Raw genomic sequence first — 26,366 nt, forward strand, 5'->3', positions numbered from 1 at the left:
GCTCCTGGGCCGTGGCTCCCACGGCGACTGTGCTTATTGTCGTAGTTTGAAACCCGTCATTCCAAATCTGTTACCGCCAGCGTTATCCAGTATGACCGACGGGGCGGTCCTGGGCATGCTGTGCGGTACCGCCGGCAGGCTGCTGCACACGCCAGTGGTGAATGTCTGGATCGAGAATAGAACAAAAATTCCATTGCGGCAATATTATGGAAAATATTTTTTATTTAACGGCTGCCAGTTTGCTACCGTAGCTCCGAAAGCAGGGGTGGTCGGGGTGGCGTGAGCGGCCGCGTCGCCCTGGCGGAGGCGTTTGGTGGCCTGATGGTCTTTTAATAGAATAAATATTCTGTTTTTATTGTAAAGAGAATAAAGTTTCCTTAAGGTTGGGTTATGACGGCGGTCAAGGGCGCCCTGGTTCATCGTGCGGGTTTGACGCCGCGATCGCATCGAAAAAGCGGCAAAGGGCTGCATTTTTGGAAATTTCATTCCAATTCCGGAGTGCGGGGGTTATAAGGAACCCTGAACACTGGAGGACAGCACAACCATGAATTCAGTACCGCAAACACTGGCCGATCTGAAATCCGCCATCGCCGAACAGCACTCGGCGCTGAGCAAGCGCCTGCGCCAGGTGGCGCAATACGTGATGGACAACCCCAACGCGATTGCCTTTGGCACCGTGGCCGTGATCGCCAAGGATGCGAGTGTGCATCCCTCGACCCTGGTGCGTTTCGCCAACGCCTTTGGCTTCAGCGGATTCAGCGAAATGCAGCGCCTGTTTCAGCAAAAGCTGATTCAGGAATCCCCGAGCTATACCGAGCGTATTCGCATTGCCCGTGAAGAGCTGGGTGATGAAAGCGGCGATACGCCACTGCAGCTACTGACGCAATTTGCCGGCGCCAGTGCCGTGGCACTGGAACAGCTGCGCGACAGCGTCAGCGAGCAGGATCTGGAGCGGGCGGTGGACATTCTCGCCGCCGCCGAAGCGACCCATGTGGTGGGTGTGCGCCGGGCCTTTGTGGTGGCGACCTACTTTGCCTATGCATTGCGCCATATCGACCGTCGTGCCTACCTGATTGACGGCGTGGGCGGTATGTACGCCGAGCAGGGCGGGGCCATCGGCAGCAAGGATGCGATTATCGCCACCAGCTTTCATCCCTATGCGCCGGAGACCCAGGACGTGGCCAAGGCCGCGGTCGAGCGCGGCGTGCCCCTGATTCTGATAACCGACAGTCAGCTCAGTCCGCTGGCAGCGCTGGCGTCGGTCTGTTTTGTGGTGCGCGATGCCGAAGTACATGGCTTTCGCGCCCTGGGCTCCACCCTGTGCCTGGCCCAGGCGCTGTCCATCAGTCTGGCCTACCGGGTCGACAAGCAGCGCGTGGCCGGCTGAGTATCAGGGCGTCGCGGGTGGTGCTTGTCGTTCTAAACTGAACTGTTAACCCTAAAGAAGGTGAGATTCATGTCCAAGCTTCTGTCCCGCCCCAGCACGCCCGATGAGCAGGGTTGTATCCAGCGCATTACGCCGGCCTCCGCCGGTTGGGATTACGTTGGTTTCGAGGTCTATCAATTGCAGCCCGGCCAGGTGCTGGAGCAGGCCACCGGCGACCAGGAAGTCTGTCTGGTGCTGGTGAGCGGCCTGGCGGATGTCGCCACCGAAAAGGAGAGCTGGAGCGGGCTTGGCGAGCGCATGAGCGTGTTCGAGCAGAAGGCGCCCTACAGCGTTTATGTACCGCCGTCGGATCGCTTTCGCGTCACCGCCAGTACCGCGCTTGAGCTGGCCGTCTGCAAGGCGCCGGCCAAAGGCGAGTTTGGTGCCCGCCTGATTACGCCGGCCGATACGCGCTACGAAATCCGGGGCGAGGGCACCAACCAGCGCCACGTCTGCAATATCCTGTTCGGCAACATGGCGGCCGAGCACCTGCTGGTGTGTGAAGTCTTCACACCGGGTGGCAACTGGTCGAGCTACCCGCCACACAAGCACGATCGTGATGCGGCGCCGGCGGAAACCCGTCTGGAGGAAACCTACTACCACCGCATCAATCCGTCCCAGGGCTTTGCTTTCCAGCGCGTCTATACCGATGATCGCAGCCTGGACGAAACCATGGCGGTGGAAGACCGCAATGTGGTCATGGTGCCTGAAGGGTATCACCCGGTGGGCGCAGCCCACGGGTACGATCTTTATTACCTCAACGTGATGGCGGGCCCCGAACGCACCTGGATCTTCCACAATGATCCGGACCACGAGTGGCTGCTACAGAAGAGCTGATGGCGCCATAGGCTATCCGGCTAGCGGCAACCCGGCCGTCGCAATGATCGGGCTGGGTTGCTGAGGTTAATCAATCCCCCGGAGTTCGCAGGCTCAACCCAGACTGCGGCTAGGGGGCACGCGCAGGAGTCGTGCCCCGCGACGAAGCCCTGTGTTTTTATCTTGCCCCTTGCCCCTTGCCCCTTGCCCCTTGCCCCTTTCCCCTTCCCCCTTGCTCCTTGAACCTCACGCCTGTCCGCCATTCTCGGAATTCGCAGGCTCATGCAAGGTTAGGGGCTGGCGCTGATCTATAGTTACTCCACGGGTGAACTGGCACCGGGTCGCCGGCTGCGAACCGGTGTCATGCTATGTGATCTTTCACGGGGGGTATTTTATGCGTGCATTACTGGGGGTGCTCTCGCTGAGTCTGGTATCCGCAAGTGCCTTGGCGGATGGCAAAGCGGTGACCTATACGGTCGATGGTCAGGCTTATGAAGGCTACTATGTCAGCCCGGGGTCGAAAGTGCCGCTGGTGCTGCTGATTCATGACTGGGATGGGCTGACTGACTACGAGGTCAGGCGTGCCGAAATGCTGTCTGACATGGGATATGCCGTCTTTGCCGCCGACCTGTTTGGCGCCGGGGTTCGGCCCACCGCGATGGAAGACAAGCGCCAGCACACGGGCGAACTGTACAAGGACCGGGAGAAGATGCGGGCGCTGATGAACGGCGCGCTTGAAGCCGCCCGGGCGCAGGGTGCCAATACCGATCTGGCGGTAGCCGCGGGCTATTGTTTCGGCGGTGCTGCGGTACTGGAGCTGGCCCGTTCTGGCGCACCTTTGCAGGGTTTTGCGACCTTTCATGGTGGCCTGAGTACCCCGCAGGGCCAGGACTACAGTACGACTCAGGGCAAACTGCTCGTTCTGCACGGTTCGGCCGATACCGCCATCAGTCTGAGTGACTTTGCGGGCCTTGGGACCGAACTCGAGTCGGCCGGCGTGCCCCACGAGATGATCACCTACAGCGGCGCTCCCCATGGTTTTACGGTGTTCGATAGCGAGAGTTACCGCGAAGAAGCGGACAGGCAGTCGTGGAAGCGTTTCGCCACTTTTCTGGATGAGCAGCTGGGCAACTAGTCGCGGGGAAGTAAAGGCCAAAGGAGAAAGGTTCAAGCTTGATAAGAGCCCGTAGTCTGGAATGAGCGTACGAATTCCGGGAGCATGGCCCGACTATTATGGACGATAAACACATGAGGCCCCGAATGGGGCCTCGTGTTTTTCCGGGTGTTGAGATTTAACGATAACAGGCGGTTAGCGCGGTTCGCTCATCAGTCCCTTGACGATGGCGAAGCAGGCCAGCAGCAGGACGATGGTGAACGGGAAGCCGGTCGACACCGCCATGGCCTGCAGGGCGCCCAGTCCGCCGCCGAGCAGCAGTGCGATGGCCACCAGGCCTTCGAATACGCACCAGAAGACCCGTTGCGGGGTGGGGGCATCGATCTTGCCGCCGGCGGTGATGGTATCGATCACCAGGGAGCCGGAGTCCGACGAGGTGACGAAGAACACGATCACCAGCACGATGCCGATAAAGGATGTGATCTGGGTCAGCGGCAGTTGCTCCAGCATGGAGAACAGCTGCAGTTCCAGAGGGGCGCTGGCCACGGCCTGGATGCCGTCGTTCACCAGTTGGCTGATGGCGGTACCGCCAAAGGCGGTCATCCAGAACACGCTGACCAGGGACGGGATCAGCAGGACGCAGGTGATGAACTCGCGCACGGTGCGGCCACGGGACACGCGGGCGATGAACATGCCAACGAACGGCGACCAGGAAATCCACCAGGCCCAGTAGAAGGCGGTCCAGCCCTGGCTGAAGTTGGCATCGGTGCGCCCGACAGGATTTGCCAGTGCCGGCAGGTGCTGGACATAGGCCCAGAGATTGTTGAAGAAACCACTGACAATGGCGATGGTCGGACCGACGACGACCACGAACAGCAGCAACAATACCGCCAGTGCCATGTTGATTTCCGACAGGCGCTTGACGCCGGCATCAAGCCCGGCCACCACGGACAGCAATGCTATGCCGGTGATGCCGATGATCAGGAAAACCTTGGTGGTTTCGGAAGCCGGCAGCCCGAACAGGAACTCAAGCCCGGCGCTGGCCTGTTCCGCCCCAAACCCCAGGGAGGTTGCCAGGCCGAACAGGGTGGCAAAGACTGCCAGGATGTCGATGCAGTGGCCGGTCCAGCCCCAGATGCGCTCACCGAAGATCGGGTAGAAAATCGAGCGCATCGTCAGTGGCAGACCCTTGTTATACGAAAACAGGGCCAGAGCCAGTGCCACAACGGCGTAGATTGCCCAGGGGTGCAGTGCCCAGTGGTAGATGGTAGCGGCCATCCCCAAGCGCCGCGCGGCTTCGGCATCACCCGGTGCACCGGCCAGAGGAGCCCAGCTGTCTGCCGAGCCGGCACCCTCGGCAAAGGATGACGAGAAATGCGACAGTGGCTCCGATACGCCGTAGAACATCAGGCCGATGCCCATGCCGGCGGCGAACAGCATGGCAAACCAGCCGCTATAGGAATAATCGGGCGTGGCATCGGTACCGCCCAGGCGCACGCGCCCGAGTGGCGAAACCACCAGTACCAGGCACAGCAGCACAAAGATGTTGGCCGAGGAAATAAAGAACCAGTCCAGGTTTGAGGTCAGCCAGACGCGCATGGCGTTGAACATTGGCCCGGCGCTGTCCTGGAACGCCAGGGTCAGAAAGACAAAGGCGACGATGGACAGGCCAGAGATCAGAAAGACCGGGTTATGGAAATCAAGACTGAAGGGGCCTATCTGAGCATTGATATTGTCCTGACCGATTTCATAGTCAGTTTCAATCAGGGTGGAATCCCCGTCTGGGGTTATATCGGTTGGTTCAGTCATGTGTCTCCCTTATCGACTGAGTGGTGAAAAACGGCTAACGCGCACGGCTAGCGGACAACCAGCACGGACACCTTGGAAAAGGATGCGAAGTACCCCGCATTGGATGCGAACACATGCTCCAGCAACCCCGGTACATGGGATGCCATCACGACCAGGTCAGCGCCGGAATCCTTGGCGGCACGCATCAGGGTGTCATCCAGGTCGACGGCCGGGTCGTGACTGATGTAGGCGGCGCTGCTGACGTTGGGGAGCTGGTGTTTTGCGGCCTGGGCCTGGCCGAACTGCTCCATTTTGCGGGTGAACTCGTCCGGCGTATGGGCAACGCTGCTCGGTGTACTGGCGCTGACACCGACGTAACAGACGGAAGCCTGGTAAAGCCGTGCCAGGTCGGCAGCTGTTTGCAGCGCCTTGCTCAGTTGGTCTGCGTGGGCCAGGTCGACCGGCACCATGATGTGGTTATACATGCGATTTTCTCCCTGTGGGTGGCGGATGGCACTTTGGAGAGTGAGTTAGCGCTGTAATTATTGCAGATGCTTGAACAATAAGGGGGAATCCGGCGAAATTAACCGCAGAAATTCGGTATCGGCGGGCGTTTTCCGGGTTTGAATGCAGCAAAGCCGGCGCAGGCCGGCTTTGCTCTCAGGGGAATGGGCTTGCACGGGCTTCAGACGTGAGGGATAACGCCCTTCGGGGCACGGCGATTCTGCCACCGTTTGCGCAGGGTCAAGATCAGCACGGAGGAGGACAGCAGGAAGGTCACCAGGTTCGCCAGAAACATCGGCAGATCCTGCAGGATGATGCCGTAGATCAGCCACATGGTGACGCCGAAGGTGAAGGTCGAATACATGGCGACGGAAATGCCGTCGACATTGCCGCTTTTCAAAATCTGCAGCACCTGGGGCACGAAGGCGGCGGTGGTGCAAACGGCGGCAAGCATGCCGACCAGTGTAGTGTTGTCCATGATGGAGCCTCGGTATCAGTCCGTCACACAGCGGTGTCAAGGGACCGCTGTCATCAAAATTCTGGGGTACGTGAGTAAAGTGGTGCTATTTGTGAGGCTGCGAACGCAGAAGGTTCGTCACGGTTCTCAATGAGCGGCATTTTAGGAAGCACAATGCGCTTATTCAAGTGATAAAAGTCAGGCGCAGGGATTATATTTATTCATCCCACATCGATTTGCTAATAGTGGCCGAAAGAGACTGATCGTGAAGGCTTTTTGAGCTTCGGGCTGTCGTGCCCCCGGATTTTGGGGTACCTTGATTTTCGGAGTTTTGCAGGAGAGACCAATGGAGTTTGTAATACAGGACTGGCACTGGCTGGCGTTTGGCATGCTGCTGGTGATGGCGGAGGTGTTCATCCCGAGCTTTACTATCTTCTGGTTTGGGCTGGGCGCGGTCATCGTGGCAGCGGTGCTCTGGCTGGTGCCGGATTTCGCCTTCAGCTGGCAACTGGTGCTCTGGGCGCTGTTTTCCAGCCTGTTCGCGGCGCTCTGGTTTCGGTTCTTCAAGCCACTGATGGTGGATCGCACCAAGGCGGGCATTGCGCGTGAAGCTATCAGTGGTGAAAGTGGCCAGGTTATCAAGGTGCCAGAGCCCGGCGGACGCGGTGTGGTGCGTTTTACCACGCCGCTGCTGGGGGACGATGAATGGGATTTCATCTGCGACAGCGAAGTTGCCCTGGGAGACCGGGTGCACGTCAAGGATGTGTCGGGTAATACCCTGATCGTGGAAAAACGCTCATAAGTCGGTATGAAAGTACCGTTCATTATTCCATGATGCATGGATGCATCATCATTGGCTGAAGGCCAATGCGAGTCTTTGAAAAACAAGGGATTTCGCAAAATTCCGCCCGGTTTTCAAGGACGACCGATGAAATAGGCAGGGATGCCTGTTTCATTGCCGGGTGAATAAGTCAGAAGGTCTGAAGGAGTAGTACTTATGTTGATTGATGGAATCGTACTCGCCGGTATTTTTCTGGTGCTGGTGGTGGTTACTGTGGCGCTGGGCGTCAAAACCGTACCCCAGGGCAGCAAGTTCGTGGTGCAGCGTCTGGGCAAATACCACAAGACTCTGGGGCCAGGCCTCAATATCATCTTTCCGTACATCGATGCGGTGGCTTACAAGGTGACGACCAAGGACATCGTGCTGGATATTCCGTCCCAGGAAGTGATTACGCGGGATAACGCCGTGATCATTGCCAACGCGGTGGCTTACATCAATATCGTATCGCCGGAGAAGGCGGTCTACGGCGTGGAGGACTACCGCTTTGCCATCCAGAACCTGGTGCAGACGTCTCTGCGATCGATTGTGGGCGAGATGGACCTGGACGACGCGCTGTCCAACCGCGATGCCATCAAGGCCAAGCTCAAGGGCGCCATTTCCGATGATATCTCCGACTGGGGCATTACCCTCAAAACCGTAGAAATTCAGGACATCAACCCCTCCGACACCATGCAGCATGCGATGGAAGAGCAGGCCGCCGCCGAGCGTGGCCGCCGCGCCACCGTGACCCGTGCCGACGGTGAAAAGGCCGCCGCCATTCTGGAGGCCGAAGGCCGGCTGGAGGCTTCACGTCGCGATGCCGAGGCCCAGGTGGTGCTGGCCCAGGCGAGCCAGACCGCCATCGAAAAGGTCACCGCGGCGATCCAGAACAACGAACTGCCGGTGATGTACCTGCTGGGTGAGCGCTACATCGAGGCCATGAAAGACCTGGCGGCATCCGACAATGCCAAGACCGTGATCCTGCCTGGAGATATTCCGGCGGCGGTGCGCGGCATCATGGGCGGTTTAAGCAAGTAGCTGGCAGTGGCGGTGCTTGACGGGGCGGTGCGCAGTCTCCTGGCACAGGTTCCTGTTTCGGGGAGGCATTGATGGGCTTTAGCATCGAGCAGCTGCAGGCCTTTGTTGCGGCGGCGGAGCAGGGCTCCTTCTCCGCCGCCGCGCGGCACCTGCGCAAGGCGCAATCGGTGGTGAGCGTGGCGGTGAACCATCTGGAGATCGACTGTGGTGTGGCCCTGTTTGATCGCAGCGCCCGCAGTCCGGTGCTGACTCCGGCGGGTCAGGCCCTGCTGGCCGATGCCCAGGCGATCCTGCACCGCTGTGACGAGATGCGCAGCAGTGCCGCCGCCCTCAACCAGGGGCTTGAATCCCGCTTGGCCCTGGCGGTGGATGCGGCCATTCCGCTGGAATCCCTGGTGCAAACGCTGCGCGGTTTCGAACAGACCTTTCCCCACCTGGAGCTGGAGTTGCTCAACCCCACCAGCAGCGATGTGGCACAGCTGGTGAGCACCGGCCGGGTTGATCTTGGCGTTATGTTCGAACAGGAGTTTTACCCCCGCGGGTTTCACTTCAAGGGCATCGGGCACGTCGAAGTGCTGGCCCTGGCCGGGCCTTCTCACCCGCTGGCGGCGCTCGACAGCGTGGGGCTGGCGGACCTGGAACAGTATCGCCAGTTGATGGCCACCACCCGGGCCATGCATTTCAGTCGCCAGCCCGAGCTCAAGGGCGGGCGCAGCTGGCGAGTCGAGAGCCAGTACGGCATTCTGGCGCTGCTGCGCGAGGGTTTTGGCTGGGCCTATCTGCCGCGTCATTTTGTGCAGGACGCGCTGGAACGCCAGGAGGTCAAACAGCTGGCGCTGGGTTTTCAGCAAGTTAATATCCAGACCGGCATCGATCTGATCTGGAGTCGCGACAAGGCCCCGGGGCCGGCGGGTCGCTGGTTGATTGATTCACTCAGCAGTGCGGCGGCCTCGGCAGCGCCCGGTTCCACCCACGGGTAATCGAGGGCCCCGCGTACGCGGTACGCGCACGGGTGAGGAGTGCAACAGGATGACGGTTGATCAGCTGGAAACCAAGGTGCCGCCCCTGGCGATCGTGCTGATTTGCGCGCTCTGCATGATCGCTATTGCACGGGTTTTTCCGGGACCCGCGCCTGTGGCCGATGTGGGGCGGGTGCTGGCTGTCTTTTGTCTGCTGGCGGGCGGGTTCCTGGCCGTTGCCGGTGTGCTGGCCTTTCGGCGGGCGCAGACGACCGTTGATCCGATGCTGCACAGGCGTGCCACTGCACTGGTCACCACGGGCGTTTACTCGATCACCCGCAATCCGATGTACGTGGGGCTACTGTTTGTCCTGCTGGCGCTAGGCTGTTACCTGTCCAGCCCGTATGCCATGGTGATGTGCGTACTGTTCGTGCTGTACATGAACCGTTTTCAGATCAGGCCTGAAGAAGCACTGCTGGAGTCCATCTTCAAGGATGCCTATCGGGCATACCGGGCCCGGGTGCGCCGCTGGCTGTGAATCCGGCGGGCTGAAACCCTGTGGGCGTTCCTGTTCGCGGCTGTTAAAGGCTCTGAGCACTGGGTGATTAGGGTGTTTACGCCGCAACCTATGGCTGCCGGAGCGCATGACATTGGTGCGCAGGTTCTCAAGGCTCAGATGAGAGCCGTTGCAATCGTCGGGGATCACCGGGCCGCCGATAAAGCCTTCTTCGGTGACCTCGGTCCAGCGCACGTTGGGGGTCCAGATCGACTTCACTTCCGAGCGGTTAACACCGGGCAGCAGGAACACTGCGTAGTTGATCGGTTTGAACAGCTGCTGGAAGTCGCGGCTGAAGATACCACCTTCGGTGGTTTCGACGACGATGCGCACCGCATTGCCGAGTCCTGCCAGATCGTCCTTGTGATCCCGTTTGTTTGTCGATAGCCACTGCATTGCTACTCTGTCTGCCAATCTTCAGGTCCCCGAAAGTCCGCCAAGAACCTTGTTTGCGGCTGCCTGGCTGTGCCGCAGCACGGGTTCCAGCTGGGCCCATGCCTGTTTCAGCTGGAGTTTTACGTGCTGCAGATCATTATCCCCCGGGGGCTGTTCTGCCCGTTGCTCGAGGTCGTGCAGCCCCCTGGCGGCACGGGCCAGGCCTAGGGTGTCGCAGCTGCCGGCCAGGCGGTGGGCCACAGAGGCGATTTCGAACCGGTCGCCTTCCATGATGGCATGCTGTAGCTGGGGCACAAGCGCATCCAGGGTTGTACTGAATAGCTCGATGAGGGCGCGCAGTTTTGCGTCCCCGAGCGCCTGCTGGTGGGCGCCTAGCAGGGCTTCGTCCAGCAGTGGCGGCGGTTGCCTGGGCCCTGGCGGGATCACGGCTGTCAGCATTGAGGGCGACGCAGCAACGGCTGAGCCGGCCGGGATGCCGCACGCGGCCTGCAGGGCATCGATCAACTTGTCCTGTTGCACCGGCTTGGCAACGACAGCACTGATGCCATGGCCAAGATAGCGGCGGATGTCCTGTGCCCCCACGCTGGCGGTGAGGGCAATGATGGGGGTATCGCGGTTGAGTGAGCGGCTGTCACTGCGAATCTTCTGGCTGGCATCCAGGCCGCTCAGCAGGGGCAGGTGCATGTCCATCAGGATGGCGTCAAAGCGTTGTTGTGTGCAGCAGGCGATGGCCTGCAGGCCGTCTTCGCACAGTGTCACCAGGTGATCGTGGCGTTCCAGCAAGGCGGTGACGACCTGCTGGTTTATGGCCATGTCTTCCACCAGCAGCAGGCTGAGGCTTGGTAGCGAGTCAGATGGCAGGGGCTGTGCCGGCTGTGCTTCGCTGCTCGGCAGGCCTGCCAGGCACTGCAGGCTCAGCTCGAAGCAGAAGGTGCTGCCCTGGCCCGGTTCGCTCTGCAGGCTGATCTCGCCCCCCATGGCCGTGACCAGCTGCCGGCAGATGGCCAGCCCCAGGCCGGTGCCGCCGAAGCTGCGGGTGATGCTGTCATCGGCCTGGGCGAAGCGCTCAAAAATATGCTGCTGCAGCTCAGGCGCGATGCCGATACCGCTGTCCTGGATGCAGAAGCGCAGCCGTTGCCGGGTGTCGCTGCCGTTATCGAGCCTGCACAGCCGCAGGCTGATTTCACCGCTGGGAGTGAACTTGATGGCATTGCTGAGCAGGTTGCCGAGCAGCTGGCGCAGGCCGGCGTCACTGCCGTGGCAGGCGTCGTGAAATTGTGGATCGAGCTCCGTGTGCAGGCGCAGCCCCTTTTGATCGGCCTGGGCCTGCAGCAGCTGAGCCTGGTCATCGATAAGCTGTTGCAGTGAAAAGCCCCTCGCCGGCGGCAGCTGCAGGCCGTGTTCCAGCCGGGCGTAGTCCAGCACGGCATTGAGGGTGCCAAGTAGCGCTTCGGTGGATTGGTGCAGTATGCGCAGCTGGCCGCGCTCGGTGGCCGGCAGGTCGGCGTGCTGCAGCAGCTGGATCATGCCCAGCATGCCGTTCATGGGTGTGCGGATCTCGTGGCTCATGGTGGCCAGGAACTGGGACTTGGCCTGGTTGGCGGCATCGGCGCTGTCCTTGGCCTGCTGCAGGCTCTGGGTACGCTTGTCGACCAGTGCCCTGAGCTGGTCGCGGTTGTAACGCAGTGCCTGCTGTTCCTGGTCGCGCCGGTCAATATCCCGACGGATGGCCTGGCGCATTTCATTGAGGGCATTGACCACCTGGTCCAGTTCGTCGGCGACGCCGGGCACCTGGCGTTCCAGTCGCAGTGGCTGTGCCAGATCGCCGGCGCCAATGCGGTGGCTGAAGCGTGCCATGCTCTCGAGATGCCGGGTGACAAGGCGCGAAAAGATGATCAGCAATGCCAGGGTGATCAGCAGCACCAGCGCGCTCTGGCTCAGCAGAATGTGCTGGCCGGTGCTCCAGAGGCGGTGGTAAAGAGCTTGCAGGTCCGTGGTGACCACCAGGCGCGCGAGCCGTCGCTGTTCGCCGCCGGGCAGCGTATGGACCAGCTCGAAGCTGTGCTGACGGTAGGCGCCGCTAAACCGCTGCAGATCCTGGCCCAGGTTGAGATCCGGCCCTGGGCCTGTGTCCTGGAGCTGCAGCGCCAGGGTATCAGGCAGGGTGAGGATGCCGTTGAGCTGCAGGCGCAGCTGGGCGTCATCGAGATCCCACAGGCTTCTGGCCAGGCTGGTGAGATAGCTGCTGCGTATCAGCTCGAGGCGCTGGTCGATGGCCTGCATTTCGCGGCGGTAGTCCAGGCTCAGCTGCAGGGCGGTGGACAGCAGAATAAAGATGAAGCTGCAGCCCAGTACGCGCAGCATCATGCGGTAGCCCAGCGGGTGCTCACGCGGGTAGCGCAGCAGTTGCCTGATGCCGGCGGGCTTAGTCATGCGCGGGCGCCTGGGGTTGCGGTGCCAGGTACTGCCGGCTGTAAAGCAGTTTCAGCCGGGACAGGCTGCCATCGGCGCGCAGTTCGCCCAGCCGGCGGTTGATGTAAGGCAGGTGCCGTTCCAGCTCGCCGCCACGACGCACCGCAATGTAGTAGTGTTCGGTCGTCAGGGAACGGGGTAGGGGTTCAATCTGCGTGTCCAGCTTGAGCCTGAGGCTTTGCAGCCGGCCGGTCTCGCGGCCCAGCGGCATATAGTCGATACGCCCCAGCGCCAGCTTGGCAAAGTTCTGCTCCCCGCTGGAGACCCATTCGACCCGGCCATTGCGGCGTACGAACTGGTCGTACTGATCACCGAAGCTGTCGCCCAGCAAGAGTCCGGCGGTTTTGTGCTGCAGGTCTTCTAGGGTGTTAAAGGCGAAGCGGCGTTCGCGGTTAACGAAGATGGCCACTGGGTCGTCGAGCACGTAGTCGTTGGCATAGCTAAGGTATTCCAGGCGCTCATCGGTGATATAGGCGCTGACCACGATATCCACCTGGCCGGCTCTGGCCTCGCGCAGACAGCGTTTCCAGTTGGCACGCACAGCCAGTTCCACGCTGTACCCGAGCTCGCCAAACAGGTGCTGCACCACGTGCGGTGCCACGCCTTTGAGCTCGCCGTCCTGATCCCAGGACAGGGGCGGGTAGATGGGATGGCCACAGGCGACAAGATTCTGCGCAAGCGCCGCGCCCGGCAGCACAAGGCCGGCAAACAGTGCCGTGGCGAGCCACCGCATCAGCTGCAATCGACGCTTTGGGGCGTGAACAGGTAGCCGGCGCCATGTACCGTAAGGATGAGCCGCGGGTCGGCGGGGTTGTCGTGCAACTTGCGCCGCAGGCGGCCAATCAGTACGTCTATGGTGCGGTCACTGGGTACCCATTCGCGGTTACGCATGCGGTCCATCAGCTGATCGCGGCTCAGGGTCTGGCCGACGTGGCGCATGAGGGTGGCCAGCAGCTGAAATTCACCTTCGGTGAGGGTGGTGCTGTTGTGCTGCGCGTCGATCAGCTGGCGACTGTCCATGTTAAGTGTCCAGCGGTCAAAGCTTTTCAGGTGTGCAGCCGGCGCGGCGGCAGTCTGGGGCTGCTGGCAGCGGCGCACCCGCCGGATAAGGTTTTTCCCCCGGGCGAGGATCTCACGGGGGTTGAAGGGCTTGGTGACGTAGTCATCGGCGCCGCACTCAAGGCCAATCAGCCGGTCGATGGCATCATCCCGGCCAGTGACCAGAATAATGCCGATCTCGGAGCCAACGCGCAGTTCGCGGGTCAGGGTCAGGCCATCCTTGCCGGGCAGACGAATATCCAGCAGCACCAGTTCGATCGCCTCGGTACCGAGTAGTGACTCGGCCTCCTCGGCGGTGCTGGCGCAGAACACCCGGAAGCCTTCGTGCTCGAAATAGCTGGAGAGGCACTGGCGGGTTACTTCGTCGTCATCGACGACCATGACCGTGGCAACGGCAGACATTAAGGGGGCAACTCCGTACATTGCGCAAGTTGCAGGCAGTGTAACCAATATAGGCGAATGCAGACAGCCAGGCGCCGCCCGCTGTCGCAACGGCATACAAGGCAGTGTCTGTCAGGCAAGGTGGGACGGTGTCAGAGGCCGTATGCGGGCAAGGGCGCCGATGCCGGTTAACACGCCTTAGCGCGGATCGAGCTTGCTGCTGCGCCGAAACAGCAGGGTGCCATAGAAGATCAGGATGTAGCCCAGCAGTTCCAGCCCTTCCTGCACGATGTTTTTAGCCAGCGAATCATGGGGGGCAGGCAAGACCAGCTCCCAGACAGACCCGGTACCCAGGACGCGGCTGAAAAACAGCAAAATGGCAAGGCCGATCAGGATATGGGTAAAGGGTACCGAGTGTGTTGCCGCCGCCATGGCGGGCATGATGGTCTTGCGCTGGAAGGCGGCGAGAATCAGGGTAAGAATGGCCACCAGCAGGGCGGGGTATACCCAGAAGCCATGGCTGATCTGGTCGAAGGCCGCATCCTGCTCGCGGATGAACAGGCAGCTGAAAAAGCCGGCGACCAGGGTATAGAAGCCCCGGCCGAAGGGGCGACGCGCCGACAAAATCCAGAAAAGTACAGAAGAACTCAGTAGCAGTGCTTCCTGCGACAATTCAGTGACGCTGGTTTCTGATACTTCACCATTGAAAAGGCCGGTGTCCAGGCTCACTGCCAGCGGTACCCAGAGCATGGCGATAACCAGTGCGACAAAACGAACGATCGCACGCAGGACGGTGGTGGTATGGGAACGGGTGTTCATAAGAGTAGTATCTGTCGAGGTTCACGCAGATGCCAGGCCCGGCATGATGGGCGCTGCCCGCGGGCTGGAAACTGTCAATTTTGCCGCTGGCTGGATGCTGGATCGCGATAGCTTGTATTGCGGTTGCGTCGTCAAAGTCGGTATTACCGCGCTGCTCGTGCCTAAGCTCGAGGGGCACTGCATCGCGAGCGGCGCAGTATAGCCAACTTGCAAGCCTCGCGCCAGCGCCTGAAAGCGGCGCTAGACAGGGCCCGCAGTCGCCGTTGCAGCGCAAAGAGCCGTGGCTGAAAGCGGATATGATGCCGATAGGCGGCTTAATACCGGATGAAAACCGTCAGGGCTCCATGTTGCTGTGAAGCTACGCACCTGCACTAGCTCAGTTGCCAACCCATGGCATCGATCAGATCCAGGCTGCGCTGGCCGGACCAGAGGAGTGCCGCCAGCACGCAGGGTGTGGCCAGCAGGGTACGAAACGCCAGTCTTTGCGGCGGCCAGTAGCGCCCGAGCAGCCAGAGCAGCGGCAGCGCCAGCCCATAGATCGACAGTTGCGCGAGCTCAACGCCAAGGTTGAAGCCGAACCATAGCAGGAGCGTGTCGCCGGCGTTCTGCCCGCTGGCCTGCGCCAGCATGAAGGCGAAGCCCAGGCCGTGTAGCAAACCAATCAGGAACACCCGCCCGGCCAGCAGGCGTTGCTGAGCGCCCAGTAGCAGACAGGCGCCGCTGTAGAGAATCGATAGCGCAATAGCGGTTTCGATCAGGGGTATAAACCAGGCGGCGCCGGTGATCAGGCCCGCGGCACCGAGCGCCAGGGTGACGGAATGACCCAGGGTGAAGGCCAGGGAGTTGTGTACGAAAACACGCCAGTGACGCGCCGCCAGAATCAGGATCAGCATGAAAAGCACGTGATCCAGCCCGATCAGCACATGGTAAAACCCGGAACCCAGGCTGTCCCGCAGCTGCCAGGGGCTGCTCGCCTGAAGTGGCTGTGCCAGCACACCTGAGGAGGTGAGGCGGGTGCGCTCGCCATCCTGGTGAAGGGTCAGGATATTAATCGATCGTGCGGCGATATCGGGCCATTCAGCCGGATTGCTGCGGATCTGTGCGAGCTGCTGCAGCGGCTGGCGGTAGAAAATCCGAAAGTCGATGACGGCGTCCGTCAGCGCCGGGGGGGCCTGGCCAAGATCCAGTGGGCGGGTCAGTTCCGTGCGGACCTGGGACAGGTGGCTGAAAGGACTGCGGTCCTGGATGGGCTGGATGCGGATGGCGCGGATCTCGGGGGCCGCAACGGGAGGAACGGCTGGGCTCCCGTCAGGCTGTGACGCGCCGACCAGCTGCAGTGCCGCAGCCAGCCGTGCATGCAGCTGTTGCGGATTGGCCTGCAGGCTGGCGGTATCCAGCAGCAGGCCGTCGGGGCCGCTGGCGACCGGGTTGGCCCGGGCATAGGGGACACCGTGCAGCGGATGCAGCGGGTCCCAGTCGCGGGGCAACAGTACCGAGGCGAGCGGGAGGCGGGCATGTATCAGGGTGCCGCCATCCTGGGCCTCGACATGCAGGATACGGCCAAGAAAGTTCTGAAAGTGCGCCTGGGCCGGGGCGCAGATCAGCAGCAACAGTATCGACAACGATGACAGCAGGGGGGCAAAGGTCTTGCGCTCTTGTGCCGCAGGGGCAGGTGTACGGGGTTGGCTCATCGGGGGGCACCTCGGACAAGGTGGTAGAAAGTGCTGCCCCGGGTGGGGGCAGCGGGTCTGTCGAAAGCTGAGCGGGTTTAGCTACGGGGATCCCAGAGGCGGTCCGGGGTCGTTTGCTCGTACCCCATTCCGTTGGGTGCCGACACCAGTTCCATCTGCATGCCCCAGGGTGACATGAAGTAAATCCAGGTCAGACCGGCCATAGGACCTTCGGTGAAGGGGTGGGGCTCGCCCAGGAAGGTTACGCCCTGTTCTTTCATGGACGCGATGGCGGCGTCCAGGTCATCGACATAGAAGGCGATATGGTGACCGCCGATATCGCTGTTCTTGGGTTGTGCTGTGCGCTGGTCGGGCGAGGTGTATTCGAAAATCTCGAAGTTGGTGCCGTTGCCGCAGCGCACCAGGTGGGCGACCGGGATGGTGGCCCGCGGGTTCACGTCCAGGTTGTCCTGCATCCAGTTGTCCTCGAAGGGACCGAACGGACCTATGGTGAAAAAGGCCTGGCAGCCCATTACATCCACCAGGAAGTCCACGGCCTGATCGGTGTCGGGAACGGTGAAACCAAAATGATCGGTGCCGCGCACCCCGGGAGTGGTGGCGCTTGCCAGGGAGCACAGGCTGGCCAGCAGCAGCGTTGCCACTGCCTTGCCGAGCCGGGTTGCGCTGAAAGTACGTGAAGCCATGAGCGTTTTCCTTCTTGTGGTTATGGGATCGCTCATAGCACACAGCAAGTTGGATGCCAGCAACCCGGGTTACGGGCCACAAAAGCGGGCAGCGCCCGTGCTGGCACGGTTTCGGGGCGGTCTGGCCAGGGCCCCGTGGCTGGCTGAACGGTACCCAGGGCGGGAAAACGACGCGGGCGCGGCGCGGCAGCGGCAGACTGTCGCAGCGGGGGCTGCGACAGTCTGTTGCAGCCACTGTCAGGCTGATGGGTGCGGCTTTTACGTGTTGGTGCTTTTCAGCCACTGGGTGGGGGACAGCCCCAGGGACTGGCGGAACACCTTGGCCAGGGCGGGTGGCCCGCTGTACCCCACGGCATGGGCGACCCAGTCTGTGGGCCGGCCTTCACGCAGCAGTGCCTGGGCCAGGCCGATGCGCCATTGGGTGAGGTAGTCCCGCGGTGTCTGACCGACCGTATCGCGAAAAGCCGAGGCAAAGCGGGCGCGGGACATGCCGGCCTCGGTGGCCATTTGCGCCAAGGTCCAGGGGTGCTGTGGCAGTTCGTGCAGGGCGTTCAGGGCGCGCGCCAGGCGGGGGTCGGCGAGTCCCGCCAGCAGACCGACATCCAGCGTATTGCTGTCCATCAGGTGGCGAAACAGCTGAATGATCAGCAGTTCACAGAGCCGGTCGATGGCGGCCTGGCGGCCACAGCGATCGGTCAGGGCTTCGTCGAACAGCAACTCCAGCGTGCGGCCCAGGCCTTCGAGCTCGGCCAGCTCCAGCAGGATCGGGGTACCCAGTGCCCGGGACAGGGGATTGCGCCCTGAACCAAAACTGAAATCACCGCAGACCGTTTCGGCGCCTTCCGGCCCTGGTATCAGGCTGTGGCCTCTGGGCTGCATAAAGAAGATCAGGCTGGGCTGTTCCACCCTGCGGTCGGGGGCGCCATCGACCTGCAGGCGCAGGCTGCCTTTTTTCAGCAGGTGGATGTGGCCAATGCCCTCGGTACTGTCGTAGCGCGATGTCTGGCACAGCGGGCCGCTGTTGAAAATGCGGGCACGCAGGTGAAAATGCTGAAGCAGGGTGGCGAGCCTGTCCATATAAAATACGCCTGGATAATTAATAAAGACTTAAAGATATCAGCAGTCTCGTTTTGTCGTCCACTATTGCATGGAGACCACCGCGGGTCGGCGTCTTCGCAGGCGGGCCCGCTTTCAAAACCTAGTGGAGGTGCAACATGAACAGGAAGACAACGCGGCTATGGATACCGGCAGTGCTGGCGGGAATGCTGGCGGGGGCGGGCAGCGTCATGGCCGGGTCGCTGGCGGAGGAAACCTACAGTCGTCATGTCGATAGTGGCGGCGCCATTTCCCTGCCCAGCGATTTTAGACTGAGCTGGACTCACCTGGGCTCCTGGGTGGTGTCCGAGGCGACGGCGCCGGGGGCGGGCTTTCATGATGTCTATACCCAGGCCGAGGCGGCCCGTTCTTTTCGGGAAAACGGCGTCTTCCCCGATGGTGCCGTACTGATCAAGGAAATCCGCACTATTGAATCCGGCGACAAGACGACCGGCCCTGCGCAGTGGGCCAGGGATCCGGCGGTCTGGTTCGTGATGGTGAAGGATACCCAGGGTCGCTTTGACAGCCCGCACTGGGGCGAAGGCTGGGGTTGGGCACTGTTCAAGGCCGAAGAGGCCAGTGTCAACGCATCGGCCAGCTTTGAAGAAACCTGCAAGGGCTGTCATGTACCGGCACAGCAGAACGACTGGGTCTTCACCGAAGGCTACCCGACGCTTCAGGCGCCGCTTGTGAAGTAAAACGAGCAGCCGGCTCAGGAGCGGGTGGGCTATTCGTAATGGGTGGTTGGTGAGGCGCACGCCCTGATGGGTGAAGCAGAACAATGTGCAAGGTCAGGGCCAGGCTTATGCCAGGCGTGACCTTGCAAGGGGGAATAAAAAGGACGCGCGGCTGGGCGCGCGCCAAAGTGGGTTGAAAGATCAGGCGTTAGATCATCTGCTTTTGCATCTGGTCGGCGATGTATTCTGCCTGGCGGATCGCCAGCGCGACGATGGTGAGGGTGGGGTTTTCAGCGCCGCTGGAGGTAAATTGGCTACCATCCGAGATGAACAGGTTTTGAATGTCATGGGATTGGCCCCATTTGTTCACGACACCATCCTGTGGGCGCTCACTCATGCGGTTGGTCCCCATGTTGTGGCTGGCCGGGTAGCGGTCCATGACATTGACCTTGGTCGCCCCCGCCGCTTCAAGAATGGCGGTTGCTTGCTGATTGGAGTGTTTGATCATGGCCGTGTCATTCGCATGATTGCCTTTGTAAACCACAGGAATTGGCAAGCCATACTGATCTTTCTCGGTGGGGTGCAGCGTTATGGAGTTTGACTCCACGGCCAGGTCCTCGCCGCAGATCCAGAAGCCCGCCATGTTTTCGTAGTTGGCCAGGGAATTGGCCAGTTCGCGTCCCCAGCCCCCGGGCTTGAGAAACGCGGACATGAAGGGGAGGCCGATGTGCAATATTTCCAGCTCGTAGCCGGCAACGTGCCCGCGAGATGGATCATTGTCCGCCCAGGTTGAAACCAGGCCGGGTACGACAGGGCTCTTGTGCATGTTGACGGTATCAGGCATTTCTCCGTATATGCCGGTGCCTGTGTGTGTCATGTAGTTTTTACCCACCTGGCCGGATGAGTTGGCCATGCCCTCCGGGAACATGTCGGAGGCGGAATTAAGCAACAGCCTCGGTGATTCGATTGAGTTGGCGGCCACCGCAACCAGGCGGGCTTTCTGGAAATGCTGGTTACCCGCTTTGTCGACGTAGAGCACACCCGTTACTTTGCCTGTCTTGTCATGCTCGATGCGCAGGACCATGGAATCGGGCCTGACTTCTATATTGCCCGTCGCCTCGGCCTTGGGAATGGAGGACTCCATCGTTGACCACTTGGCACCGAAGCGACATCCCTGCATGCAGAATCCGGTCACCTGGCAGGCAGGGCGGCCGTCCCGCGCCTGGGTATTGATCGCCAGGGGGGCCGGGCGACAGTGGGCACCAACACGTTTTGAACCCTCGGCAATGACCTTGAAGTGACTGCTTGGCTCATGATACGGCAGGCCAGAGGCCTTGGTACCGGTGACCCCCAGTTTGGCTTCCGCCTTTTCATAGTAGGGGGCAAGATCAGCGTAGGAGATAGGCCAGTCCAGTACATTGGCGCCGGCAATATCGCCATTGAGCGAGTGCATTTTGAATTCGTGTTCCTGGAAGCGCAGGGAAACGCCCGCCCAGTGTATGGTCGCGCCACCCACGCCTTTTACCAGCCATGTCGGCAGATTGGGTGATGTTTGCGTCAGTGCTGTTGGGCCGGCTGTGATTCGCTTGTCCAGCCAGGTGATCTTGCTGAACATTTTCCATTCGTCGTTCTCGATATCCGACCTTTCGAAACGTTTACCGGCCTCAAGTACGACGCAACGGATACCTTTCTCTGCCAGCTCCTGTGACAGGGTGCCACCGCCCGCGCCGGAACCGACGATTACGACCAGGCTGTCGTCGTTCAAATCAAATGCAGTGGTCATGTTCAAACTCCTTCAATCCAGTCATTTTTTTCGTAGCCGCGGTAACGGTAACCACCCTGTTCCCAGGATGATCCGCCGTAACCGAAGCGAGGCCAGAGTTCGGGGTTGTTATAGATGCCCATCATCAGGTCACCCCTGATCTTCTGGAAAAAGGGCGTGTCTTGCTGCGCCTTGAGAAGGGTGACGCGGTCCGTCTCGGCGGCGATGTCCAGGTAAGGCTTGCCGAAATGCTGTTGTGCCTGTGCATCCAGGGCGGCGACACCTTCCTTGAGCAGGGCTTTGAGATCAGCATCCGTCTCGGCCTTTTCGGCCAGCGGGGTCATCACCTGGGCGTAGTACTTGTCCTCGAGCCGGTCGTGGGGGTAGATATCGCGGGCCATGCGCAGCAGGGTGGCGCTGGCATGATCGCCCACCGCCTTGGCGGCCCAGGCGGCGGGGGAAAGCAGGGTGCCGCCCAGCGCACCAACGCCGACGGCGGCGGCTGTGCTGCGGGCCAGAAAGCGGCGCCGGCCTAAGTTGGCGCCGGCTGTGGCGCGGGTATCTGCGGTTTTATTCTTGTTCATGGAGCCTCCATCGGGTGGCGTTTTGCCACGGCAGAACGCCGGTCGTACCCTGTTATTGATTGTTGTGAGTTACTGCTTTGCCGGTTCAGCCTTGCAGGCAAGCGCTGAAGCGGACCAGGCTTTGGTGGATCAGGTCCCCGTTGTTGTCTGGCAGGAGTTCAGCCAGGGATACGTGCAGAGTCGGGTCGATACGCTGGTCAATGTCGCAGGCCCGGTAGAATGCATTGCCGGCCTGCCACAGTGGCGCCAGCGGCTCGTCGCAGAGGATGACGGCATGCACCAGTACGGCGAACTCATCCTCGCCAGCCCCGGTGTGGCTGGCCATCTTGCGCCAGCGCTGGGCGGTGCCGGCCAGTTTTCGACCCGCCACCACCAGGTTGTAGTCGCCATTGCAAAAGGCGCCTTCCACCGAGGCGCAGCCCGCCGCTATGCCGAGCGGCGCCAGGCTGTCGATCAGCGGCTGGCACAGGCGCAAATAGCTTTCGCGAATCGCCCCCGGGGTGCGGCGCTGGCGAAAGGCCAGGGCGATATTGATCAGCCCGGGTGCCTGGGGTGTCAGGTCGCCGCCGGTATCCCGTACCACCACCGGCCAGCCCTGTGCGCCCATCGCCGCGCAGGCTTGATCAAACGCCGGCTTGCGGCCCAGGCTTCGTGGCACCACCAGGGATTGTTCGCAGCGCCATAGAAGAACTCCGGAGCTTTGCTGGCCCTGCACCACGCGTTCGAGTAGTGCCAGCTCCTGCTTGAGACCCTCCTCAGGGTGGAGCGCAGGGCTGGGCAGGGGCTGAGTGGCTGTGTTATCGGGTGTTGCAGGCATTGGGCTGATCATGGGATTCACCCCTGTTCGATCTGGTCGCACAGATCACTGAGAAAAGCCGCCGCGGGGCCGCCATCCAGGGCGCGGTGATCAAAGCTCAGGGACAGCCCCATGATCTGGCGTACCTCAATCTGACCATCGTCCATGACCCAGGGCCTGGCGCGGGTTTCGCCGATGCCCAGGATCGCGATCTGCGGCAGGTTGACGATGGGGGTGAAGTGACGCACCCGTGACAGCCCCAGGTTGCTGAGCGTGAAGGTGCCGCCGGTCATTTCCGGTACGCTGAGCTTGCCGTTGCGGGCCCGGTCCTGTAGCTCTCGCCGGGCCTCGGAGCGAGCCTCCAGCGACTGGCTGCAGGCATTGAACAGGGTTGGCGCAACCAGCAGGTTGCCGGGCAGCGCCATGGCGAAACTGAGGTGCACCGCGGGATTGAGCTGTATCTCCCGGCCCTCGACCCGGCCATTGGCATCGGGGTGACGGGACAGGGTGGTGATCACGGCCTGGGCGATCAGGTCCTCGATGGAAACCTTCACGCCCTGGCTGGCAAGGCGTGCCTTGGTGGCAAACAGGGCCGTGGCATCGCAGTCGGCATGGTGGCTCAGTTGTGCGGCCTCATCCAGGCTCTTGCGCATGTTGTCGGCAATCATGCCGCGCACACCGCGCAGCGGGATGACTTTGAGGCTCTGGGCCTCGGCGGTAGTGGTGGACATTATTATTCTCCGGATCGGATGACGGCGCCGGGCGCCGTCACTTTCGCAGTCCAAGCGGACGGGGGCTGGGCGTCGTATCAGCTGATATGACCGATCAGCTCGCCCTTGGTGATGACGTCGTCGACATCCTTGAGGATCTGCAGGGTGCCACCGGCGGGGGCTTCCAGTTCGTACTGGATTTTCTGCACCATCAGCTCGGCGATGACATCGCCCTGTTGCACGGTGCCGCCTTCACTGGCGAGCCAGGCGGTGATGACCGCTTCACTGTCTTCTTCCCACAGGGTTTCGGGTACACGGACTTCAATACTCATCTTGGCGGGTCTCCATTGTTTGCATTTTTTCGAAGGCAGCGATGATCTTGTCGGCGCTGGGCAGTGCCCACTGTTCCATGACCGGGGCGAACGGAATGATGATGTCCGGGAAAGCAACGCGCTGGGGCGGGGCTTTCATCGTGACGCCCTGTTCGGCCACGCTGCTGATGATTTCGCCACTCATGCCGTAGCTCTGGTAATCCTCGTCCACCACGATCAGGCGGCCGGTCTTGCGTACCGACGCCAGTACGGTCTCGCGATCCAGTGGTACCAGGGAGCGCAGATCCACCACCTCGGCACTGATGCCGCGCTCGGCCAGCGCTCGGGCAGCCTTGAGCCCGTGATGGACACCGGAGGTGATACCGACAATGGTGACATCACTGCCTTCGCGCACCACAGCGGCCTTGCCGATGGGGACTTCATAGGCCTCTTCCGGCACGTGGACGATGGCGTCCTTCTCGGTGCCCAGCCAGCCCATGCCCTGCAGCGCCTTGTTGAACATGAAGATCACCGGGTTGTTGTCGCGGATGGCGGCGGTCATCAGGCCCTTGGCGTCGTAGGCGTTGGAGGGGGCGACCACCTTCATGCCGGGCAGGTGGGCGAAGGTGGCATGCAGGCACTGGGAGTGCTGGCCGCCATCACTGTAGCCACCGCCGGTGGAGGTCATCAGCACCACGGGCACCGGTATTTCTCCGCCCGAGAAATAGGTGTTCTTGGCCATCAGGTTATAGATGGCATCGAAGCAGACACCGAAGAAGTCGACGAACATCAGCTCGACGATCGGGCGCATGCCATCGGAGGCGGCGCCGACGGCAGCGCCCATGAAGGCGGTTTCCGAGATCGGCGTATCGCGTACACGTTGTGTCCCAAACTCTTCGTGCAGGCCGCGGGTGTTTCCGAAAACACCGCCCAGCGGGCCGACGTCCTCGCCCATGACAAAGACTTTTTCATCGATACGCATTTCCTGGGCGATGGCCTCGGCCATGGCGCGGGCAATGGTGAGCTTGCGTTCTTTCGTGGCAACAGTCATTGGTTGCTCCTTTCGTTATCGTACTTGGGCTTCAGGATGCGACCTGCAGCTCTGGGCTGACGATGATCTTGACGTTTTGGTCCTTGTTGTTGACCAGCTCTTCGAAACCCCGGTCCAGTATGTTGGCTAGCGCGATACGGCCGGTGATCAGCGGTGTGACATTGAGGCGACCATCGTTGATCAGTGCGATGACATCGGCGAATTCGCCGTTATAGGCCAGCGAGCCGATCACCTGCTTTTCAGTCGAAACGATTTCCAGAAAATTAAATTCGCTGGGCTCTTCGAAGATGCCGACCATCACGGTCGTGCCGGCTTTGCGGATAACATCGAGTGCCAGCTTGGCGGTCGCCTTGTGGCCGATGCACTCGAATGAGACTGAAGCACCCAGGCCATCTGTCAGTGCCTTGACTTGCGTGACAACGTCGCATGCGTTCGGGTCAAGGACGACATCGGCACCTACTTCCAATGCTTTTTCCTTGCGTGCCGAGGACATTTCGATGGCGATGACACAGGCCGCTCCCGCCGCTTTGGCGCACATTATGGTACAGAGTCCGATGGTGCCTGCTCCAACCACAACCACGGTCTGGCCGACCAGGCTGCCGGCCTTCTTGACCGCATGCATACCGACGGCGAGCGGTTCAATCAGGGCGCCCGCTTCTGTCGGAAATCCGTCAGGCAGTTTGTAGAGCAGGTTGGCGGGAATGTTGACGTACTCGGCGAAGGCGCCGTTGTTCATTAAACCTGTGAAAGCGAGGTTCTCGCAGATATTGTACAGACCCTGCTTGCAGTACCAGCAGTCGCCACAGTGCTGGCAGGCATCGGCCGCGACGCGTTCGCCGGCGGCAAAGCCCTTGACGCCGTCGCCCAGGGCGACGATTTCGCCGCTGAACTCATGGCCGAGGATACACTGCCCCTTGAGCCCGGTCAGAGGGTGGGCCTCTTCCACCGGAATGAATACCGGGCCTGCTACGTATTCGTGCAGATCCGATCCACAGATGCCACACCAGTGTACCTTGATCTGAACCCAGCCGGGTTGTGGGGCTGACGGCAGCGGAACGTCTTCGAGACGGACGTCACGGCGGCCGTGCCAGACTGCCGCTTTCATCGATGTTGCTTGGTTCATGGCTACTCCCTCTTATTTTTCAGGCTTGTCCACTCAGTTCAGACAAAAACCTTTTCCATGGCTTCTTCCGGTGCCGGAGAGGCGCTGTCTCTGGCGAAGGCGACGGCACTATCGACACGCTGATGGCAGCGCTCCACCAGGGCGGCATCGTCGGCGGTGGACCACTGGTACTGGGCCTCAAGGTGTGCACGAAACTTGGGGATGGGATCACGGGCCAGCAGGGCGTCTTTTTCGCCGTCCGGACGGTAGCCTTCGGCGTCACCCATAAAGTGGCCGGCCAGGCGATCGGTTTCGATCTCGATCAGGCTGGGGCCTTCACCGCGGCGGGCACGCTCGATGGCTTCGCCGGCCACTTCGAACAGGGCCAGCGGGTCGTTGCCGGGTACGAAGTGACCTGGCATGTTGTAGGAGGCTGCGCGCAGGTCGTTGCGCGGTACGGCGGTGGACTGGGCCTTGGCGACGGAAATACCCCAGGCGTTATCCTCTATGACGAACACGACCGGCAGCTTCCAGACGGCGGCCAGGTTGAGTGTTTCGTGAAACGCACCCTGGTTGGCCGCACCTTCGCCCAGAAAGGCGACGGCAACGCCATCCTTGTTCTGCATCTGGCGTGACAGGGCGGCACCGACAGCCGGGCCCATGCCCTGGGCTATGATGCCCGAGCAGGAGAAGTTCACCGCGGCATCAAAGATATGCATATGGCCGCCACGCCCGCCGGAGAGGCCGGTTTTCTTGCCGAAAATCTCTGCGGTCATGCGATCCAGGTCCACGCCCTTGGCAATGGCAATATGGTGTGGACGGTGGGTGGCGGTGACGATGTCGCTGGCCTTGAGGTGGGCGCAGACGCCCACGGCGCAGGGTTCCTGGCCGTTGGAAAGGTGCATTTCACCAGGAATGGGGCCCTTGGCCATGTTGAACGCGGGGGATTTGCCTTCCATGTAGATGGTTGCAATGGATTCCTCAAAGTAGCGGCTGATGAGCATGTGCTCGTACATCCAGAGTTGCTGTTCTTTGCTGGGTTTCATGGAAACCACTCCTTTTATTCTTGGATGGGTACACTCGAGATGAATAAAGCAATGCTTGTGCCATTTATGTAACGTATTGTTTTTTATGTGTTTATATTATTTCTGGCACTGTGGCGGCGGTGTTGTGAAACAGGCTGTTGCAGTCGGTGCGACAGCCTGTCGCGGCCGGTGACACAGTGTGCGGGGCAGGAACTCTGGAGAGAGCGAATGCAAAAAGGATGCAGCATCGACCTGTGACGGGCGCCGGGTTCGG

Annotated in this window: 28 protein-coding genes; 9 read left to right on the forward strand and 19 right to left on the reverse strand. The window is 61.2% G+C overall.

Going from position 1 to position 26,366, the window contains the following annotated elements; translation table 11 throughout:
- Positions 1-204: 204 nt before the first annotated feature.
- Positions 205-486 carry a hypothetical protein gene (locus KDW95_RS03320; RefSeq protein ID WP_255854845.1) on the reverse strand — a complete coding sequence of 94 codons (282 nt, stop codon included), beginning with the start codon at positions 484-486 and terminating at the stop codon, positions 205-207.
- A gap of 58 nt (positions 487-544) precedes the next feature.
- Between KDW95_RS03320 and KDW95_RS03325 the strand changes: the two genes are divergently transcribed.
- The 3 genes from KDW95_RS03325 (at position 545) to KDW95_RS03335 (ending at position 3,377) form a co-directional block, all read left to right on the forward strand.
- Positions 545-1,387, forward strand: a complete 843-nt coding sequence (locus KDW95_RS03325; protein ID WP_255854847.1) for a MurR/RpiR family transcriptional regulator — start codon at positions 545-547, stop codon at positions 1,385-1,387.
- A gap of 69 nt (positions 1,388-1,456) precedes the next feature.
- Entirely contained in the window at positions 1,457-2,263 is an 807-nt protein-coding gene (iolB, locus tag KDW95_RS03330; protein ID WP_255854848.1) for a 5-deoxy-glucuronate isomerase, read from the forward strand.
- 373 nt (positions 2,264-2,636) lie between these two features.
- A complete protein-coding gene (locus KDW95_RS03335) occupies positions 2,637-3,377 on the forward strand; it encodes a dienelactone hydrolase family protein (protein ID WP_255854849.1) in 741 nt (246 codons plus the stop codon).
- Between the two features lie 174 nt (positions 3,378-3,551).
- On the opposite strand, the gene KDW95_RS03340 is transcribed toward KDW95_RS03335, so the two are convergent.
- From KDW95_RS03340 to KDW95_RS03350, 3 genes are all read right to left on the reverse strand, one after another.
- Entirely contained in the window at positions 3,552-5,165 is a 1,614-nt protein-coding gene (locus KDW95_RS03340) for a BCCT family transporter (RefSeq protein ID WP_255854850.1), read from the reverse strand.
- 47 nt (positions 5,166-5,212) lie between these two features.
- On the reverse strand, positions 5,213-5,629 hold the full coding sequence (locus tag KDW95_RS03345) for a universal stress protein (protein WP_255854851.1): 417 nt from the start codon (positions 5,627-5,629) through the stop codon (positions 5,213-5,215).
- A 200-nt stretch (positions 5,630-5,829) separates the two neighbouring features.
- Positions 5,830-6,126 (reverse strand): SemiSWEET transporter, encoded by a 297-nt coding sequence (locus tag KDW95_RS03350; protein ID WP_255854852.1) that lies wholly within the window; start codon positions 6,124-6,126, stop codon positions 5,830-5,832.
- Between the two features lie 325 nt (positions 6,127-6,451).
- Here KDW95_RS03350 and KDW95_RS03355 point away from each other — a divergent pair, with 325 nt between their 5' ends.
- The 5 genes from KDW95_RS03355 (at position 6,452) to KDW95_RS03375 (ending at position 9,865) form a co-directional block, all read left to right on the forward strand.
- On the forward strand, positions 6,452-6,907 hold the full coding sequence (locus KDW95_RS03355; protein WP_255854853.1) for an NfeD family protein: 456 nt from the start codon (positions 6,452-6,454) through the stop codon (positions 6,905-6,907).
- 195 nt (positions 6,908-7,102) lie between these two features.
- The gene (locus KDW95_RS03360) at positions 7,103-7,963 is read left to right on the forward strand and encodes an SPFH domain-containing protein (RefSeq protein ID WP_255854854.1); all 861 of its coding nucleotides are present in this window, start codon (positions 7,103-7,105) and stop codon (positions 7,961-7,963) included.
- Between the two features lie 71 nt (positions 7,964-8,034).
- On the forward strand, positions 8,035-8,943 hold the full coding sequence (locus KDW95_RS03365; RefSeq protein ID WP_255854855.1) for a LysR family transcriptional regulator: 909 nt from the start codon (positions 8,035-8,037) through the stop codon (positions 8,941-8,943).
- 49 nt (positions 8,944-8,992) lie between these two features.
- Entirely contained in the window at positions 8,993-9,460 is a 468-nt protein-coding gene (locus KDW95_RS03370) for a methyltransferase family protein (protein WP_255854856.1), read from the forward strand.
- 72 nt (positions 9,461-9,532) lie between these two features.
- A complete protein-coding gene (locus KDW95_RS03375; protein ID WP_255854857.1) occupies positions 9,533-9,865 on the forward strand; it encodes a hypothetical protein in 333 nt (110 codons plus the stop codon).
- Between the two features lie 30 nt (positions 9,866-9,895).
- Here the strand turns inward: KDW95_RS03375 and KDW95_RS03380 are convergent, their stop codons facing one another.
- The 7 genes from KDW95_RS03380 to KDW95_RS03410 all read right to left on the reverse strand — a co-directional run bounded on the left by KDW95_RS03380 (position 9,896) and on the right by KDW95_RS03410 (position 18,056).
- A complete protein-coding gene (locus KDW95_RS03380) occupies positions 9,896-12,307 on the reverse strand; it encodes an ATP-binding protein (protein ID WP_255854858.1) in 2,412 nt (803 codons plus the stop codon).
- On the reverse strand, positions 12,300-13,079 hold the full coding sequence (locus KDW95_RS03385; protein ID WP_255854859.1) for a substrate-binding periplasmic protein: 780 nt from the start codon (positions 13,077-13,079) through the stop codon (positions 12,300-12,302). Before KDW95_RS03385 ends, KDW95_RS03380 begins: the two co-directional genes overlap by 8 nt.
- On the reverse strand, positions 13,079-13,807 hold the full coding sequence (locus tag KDW95_RS03390; RefSeq protein WP_255854860.1) for a response regulator: 729 nt from the start codon (positions 13,805-13,807) through the stop codon (positions 13,079-13,081). The genes KDW95_RS03385 and KDW95_RS03390 overlap by 1 nt, the downstream gene beginning before the upstream one ends.
- A 177-nt stretch (positions 13,808-13,984) precedes the next feature.
- Positions 13,985-14,605, reverse strand: a complete 621-nt coding sequence (locus KDW95_RS03395; protein ID WP_255854861.1) for a hypothetical protein — start codon at positions 14,603-14,605, stop codon at positions 13,985-13,987.
- 371 nt (positions 14,606-14,976) lie between these two features.
- Positions 14,977-16,296 (reverse strand): HupE/UreJ family protein, encoded by a 1,320-nt coding sequence (locus KDW95_RS03400; RefSeq protein ID WP_255854862.1) that lies wholly within the window; start codon positions 16,294-16,296, stop codon positions 14,977-14,979.
- A 77-nt stretch (positions 16,297-16,373) separates the two neighbouring features.
- Positions 16,374-16,979, reverse strand: coding sequence for a VOC family protein (locus tag KDW95_RS03405; protein ID WP_255854863.1), 606 nt, complete (start codon positions 16,977-16,979; stop codon positions 16,374-16,376).
- Positions 16,980-17,237: 258 nt separating this feature from the next.
- Positions 17,238-18,056: an AraC family transcriptional regulator gene (locus KDW95_RS03410; RefSeq protein ID WP_255854864.1), complete on the reverse strand. Its 819-nt coding sequence runs from the start codon at positions 18,054-18,056 to the stop codon at positions 17,238-17,240.
- A gap of 137 nt (positions 18,057-18,193) precedes the next feature.
- Between KDW95_RS03410 and KDW95_RS03415 the strand changes: the two genes are divergently transcribed.
- A complete protein-coding gene (locus KDW95_RS03415) occupies positions 18,194-18,772 on the forward strand; it encodes a cytochrome P460 family protein (RefSeq protein WP_255854865.1) in 579 nt (192 codons plus the stop codon).
- A 187-nt stretch (positions 18,773-18,959) separates the two neighbouring features.
- Here the strand turns inward: KDW95_RS03415 and KDW95_RS03420 are convergent, their stop codons facing one another.
- From KDW95_RS03420 to KDW95_RS03455, 8 genes are all read right to left on the reverse strand, one after another.
- Complete coding sequence (locus KDW95_RS03420) at positions 18,960-20,534, reverse strand: GMC family oxidoreductase (protein ID WP_255854866.1); 1,575 nt, start codon at positions 20,532-20,534, stop codon at positions 18,960-18,962.
- A gap of 2 nt (positions 20,535-20,536) precedes the next feature.
- Positions 20,537-21,097, reverse strand: coding sequence for a gluconate 2-dehydrogenase subunit 3 family protein (locus KDW95_RS03425; RefSeq protein WP_255854867.1), 561 nt, complete (start codon positions 21,095-21,097; stop codon positions 20,537-20,539).
- 85 nt (positions 21,098-21,182) lie between these two features.
- Positions 21,183-21,926, reverse strand: coding sequence for a lipoate--protein ligase family protein (locus tag KDW95_RS03430; RefSeq protein WP_255854868.1), 744 nt, complete (start codon positions 21,924-21,926; stop codon positions 21,183-21,185).
- 5 nt (positions 21,927-21,931) lie between these two features.
- Positions 21,932-22,624 (reverse strand): 2-oxo acid dehydrogenase subunit E2, encoded by a 693-nt coding sequence (locus tag KDW95_RS03435; RefSeq protein WP_255854869.1) that lies wholly within the window; start codon positions 22,622-22,624, stop codon positions 21,932-21,934.
- Positions 22,625-22,701: 77 nt separating this feature from the next.
- The gene (locus tag KDW95_RS03440; RefSeq protein ID WP_255854870.1) at positions 22,702-22,935 is read right to left on the reverse strand and encodes a biotin/lipoyl-containing protein; all 234 of its coding nucleotides are present in this window, start codon (positions 22,933-22,935) and stop codon (positions 22,702-22,704) included.
- A complete protein-coding gene (locus tag KDW95_RS03445) occupies positions 22,925-23,965 on the reverse strand; it encodes an alpha-ketoacid dehydrogenase subunit beta (RefSeq protein ID WP_255854871.1) in 1,041 nt (346 codons plus the stop codon). Before KDW95_RS03445 ends, KDW95_RS03440 begins: the two co-directional genes overlap by 11 nt.
- Positions 23,966-23,996: 31 nt before the next feature.
- Positions 23,997-25,088 (reverse strand): 2,3-butanediol dehydrogenase, encoded by a 1,092-nt coding sequence (locus KDW95_RS03450; protein WP_255854873.1) that lies wholly within the window; start codon positions 25,086-25,088, stop codon positions 23,997-23,999.
- A 38-nt stretch (positions 25,089-25,126) separates the two neighbouring features.
- Complete coding sequence (locus KDW95_RS03455) at positions 25,127-26,113, reverse strand: thiamine pyrophosphate-dependent dehydrogenase E1 component subunit alpha (protein WP_255854874.1); 987 nt, start codon at positions 26,111-26,113, stop codon at positions 25,127-25,129.
- Positions 26,114-26,366 lie beyond the last annotated feature (253 nt).

The sequence above is a fragment of the Marinobacterium rhizophilum genome (assembly GCF_024397915.1).
Taxonomy (GTDB): Bacteria; Pseudomonadota; Gammaproteobacteria; order Pseudomonadales; family Balneatricaceae; genus Marinobacterium_A; species Marinobacterium_A rhizophilum_A.

Bases quoted from the DNA above. Each gene is read 5' to 3' on its own strand.
- KDW95_RS03340 (WP_255854850.1), bottom strand. From the start codon at position 5,165: ATGACTGAACCAACCGATATAACCCCAGACGGGGATTCCACCCTGATT.
- KDW95_RS03395 (WP_255854861.1), bottom strand. From the start codon at position 14,605: ATGAACACCCGTTCCCATACCACCACCGTCCTGCGTGCGATCGTTCGT.
- KDW95_RS03430 (WP_255854868.1), bottom strand. From the start codon at position 21,926: ATGATCAGCCCAATGCCTGCAACACCCGATAACACAGCCACTCAGCCC.
- KDW95_RS03335 (WP_255854849.1), top strand. From the start codon at position 2,637: ATGCGTGCATTACTGGGGGTGCTCTCGCTGAGTCTGGTATCCGCAAGT.
- KDW95_RS03405 (WP_255854863.1), bottom strand. From the start codon at position 16,979: ATGGCTTCACGTACTTTCAGCGCAACCCGGCTCGGCAAGGCAGTGGCA.
- KDW95_RS03440 (WP_255854870.1), bottom strand. From the start codon at position 22,935: ATGAGTATTGAAGTCCGTGTACCCGAAACCCTGTGGGAAGAAGACAGT.
- KDW95_RS03455 (WP_255854874.1), bottom strand. From the start codon at position 26,113: ATGAAACCCAGCAAAGAACAGCAACTCTGGATGTACGAGCACATGCTC.
- KDW95_RS03370 (WP_255854856.1), top strand. From the start codon at position 8,993: ATGACGGTTGATCAGCTGGAAACCAAGGTGCCGCCCCTGGCGATCGTG.
- KDW95_RS03425 (WP_255854867.1), bottom strand. From the start codon at position 21,097: ATGAACAAGAATAAAACCGCAGATACCCGCGCCACAGCCGGCGCCAAC.
- KDW95_RS03410 (WP_255854864.1), bottom strand. From the start codon at position 18,056: ATGGACAGGCTCGCCACCCTGCTTCAGCATTTTCACCTGCGTGCCCGC.
- KDW95_RS03420 (WP_255854866.1), bottom strand. From the start codon at position 20,534: ATGACCACTGCATTTGATTTGAACGACGACAGCCTGGTCGTAATCGTC.
- KDW95_RS03320 (WP_255854845.1), bottom strand. From the start codon at position 486: ATGAAATTTCCAAAAATGCAGCCCTTTGCCGCTTTTTCGATGCGATCG.
- KDW95_RS03380 (WP_255854858.1), bottom strand. From the start codon at position 12,307: ATGACTAAGCCCGCCGGCATCAGGCAACTGCTGCGCTACCCGCGTGAG.
- KDW95_RS03345 (WP_255854851.1), bottom strand. From the start codon at position 5,629: ATGTATAACCACATCATGGTGCCGGTCGACCTGGCCCACGCAGACCAA.
- KDW95_RS03450 (WP_255854873.1), bottom strand. From the start codon at position 25,088: ATGAACCAAGCAACATCGATGAAAGCGGCAGTCTGGCACGGCCGCCGT.
- KDW95_RS03365 (WP_255854855.1), top strand. From the start codon at position 8,035: ATGGGCTTTAGCATCGAGCAGCTGCAGGCCTTTGTTGCGGCGGCGGAG.
- KDW95_RS03415 (WP_255854865.1), top strand. From the start codon at position 18,194: ATGAACAGGAAGACAACGCGGCTATGGATACCGGCAGTGCTGGCGGGA.
- KDW95_RS03355 (WP_255854853.1), top strand. From the start codon at position 6,452: ATGGAGTTTGTAATACAGGACTGGCACTGGCTGGCGTTTGGCATGCTG.
- KDW95_RS03445 (WP_255854871.1), bottom strand. From the start codon at position 23,965: ATGACTGTTGCCACGAAAGAACGCAAGCTCACCATTGCCCGCGCCATG.
- KDW95_RS03360 (WP_255854854.1), top strand. From the start codon at position 7,103: ATGTTGATTGATGGAATCGTACTCGCCGGTATTTTTCTGGTGCTGGTG.
- iolB (WP_255854848.1), top strand. From the start codon at position 1,457: ATGTCCAAGCTTCTGTCCCGCCCCAGCACGCCCGATGAGCAGGGTTGT.
- KDW95_RS03390 (WP_255854860.1), bottom strand. From the start codon at position 13,807: ATGTCTGCCGTTGCCACGGTCATGGTCGTCGATGACGACGAAGTAACC.
- KDW95_RS03385 (WP_255854859.1), bottom strand. From the start codon at position 13,079: ATGCGGTGGCTCGCCACGGCACTGTTTGCCGGCCTTGTGCTGCCGGGC.
- KDW95_RS03435 (WP_255854869.1), bottom strand. From the start codon at position 22,624: ATGTCCACCACTACCGCCGAGGCCCAGAGCCTCAAAGTCATCCCGCTG.
- KDW95_RS03325 (WP_255854847.1), top strand. From the start codon at position 545: ATGAATTCAGTACCGCAAACACTGGCCGATCTGAAATCCGCCATCGCC.
- KDW95_RS03350 (WP_255854852.1), bottom strand. From the start codon at position 6,126: ATGGACAACACTACACTGGTCGGCATGCTTGCCGCCGTTTGCACCACC.
- KDW95_RS03400 (WP_255854862.1), bottom strand. From the start codon at position 16,296: ATGAGCCAACCCCGTACACCTGCCCCTGCGGCACAAGAGCGCAAGACC.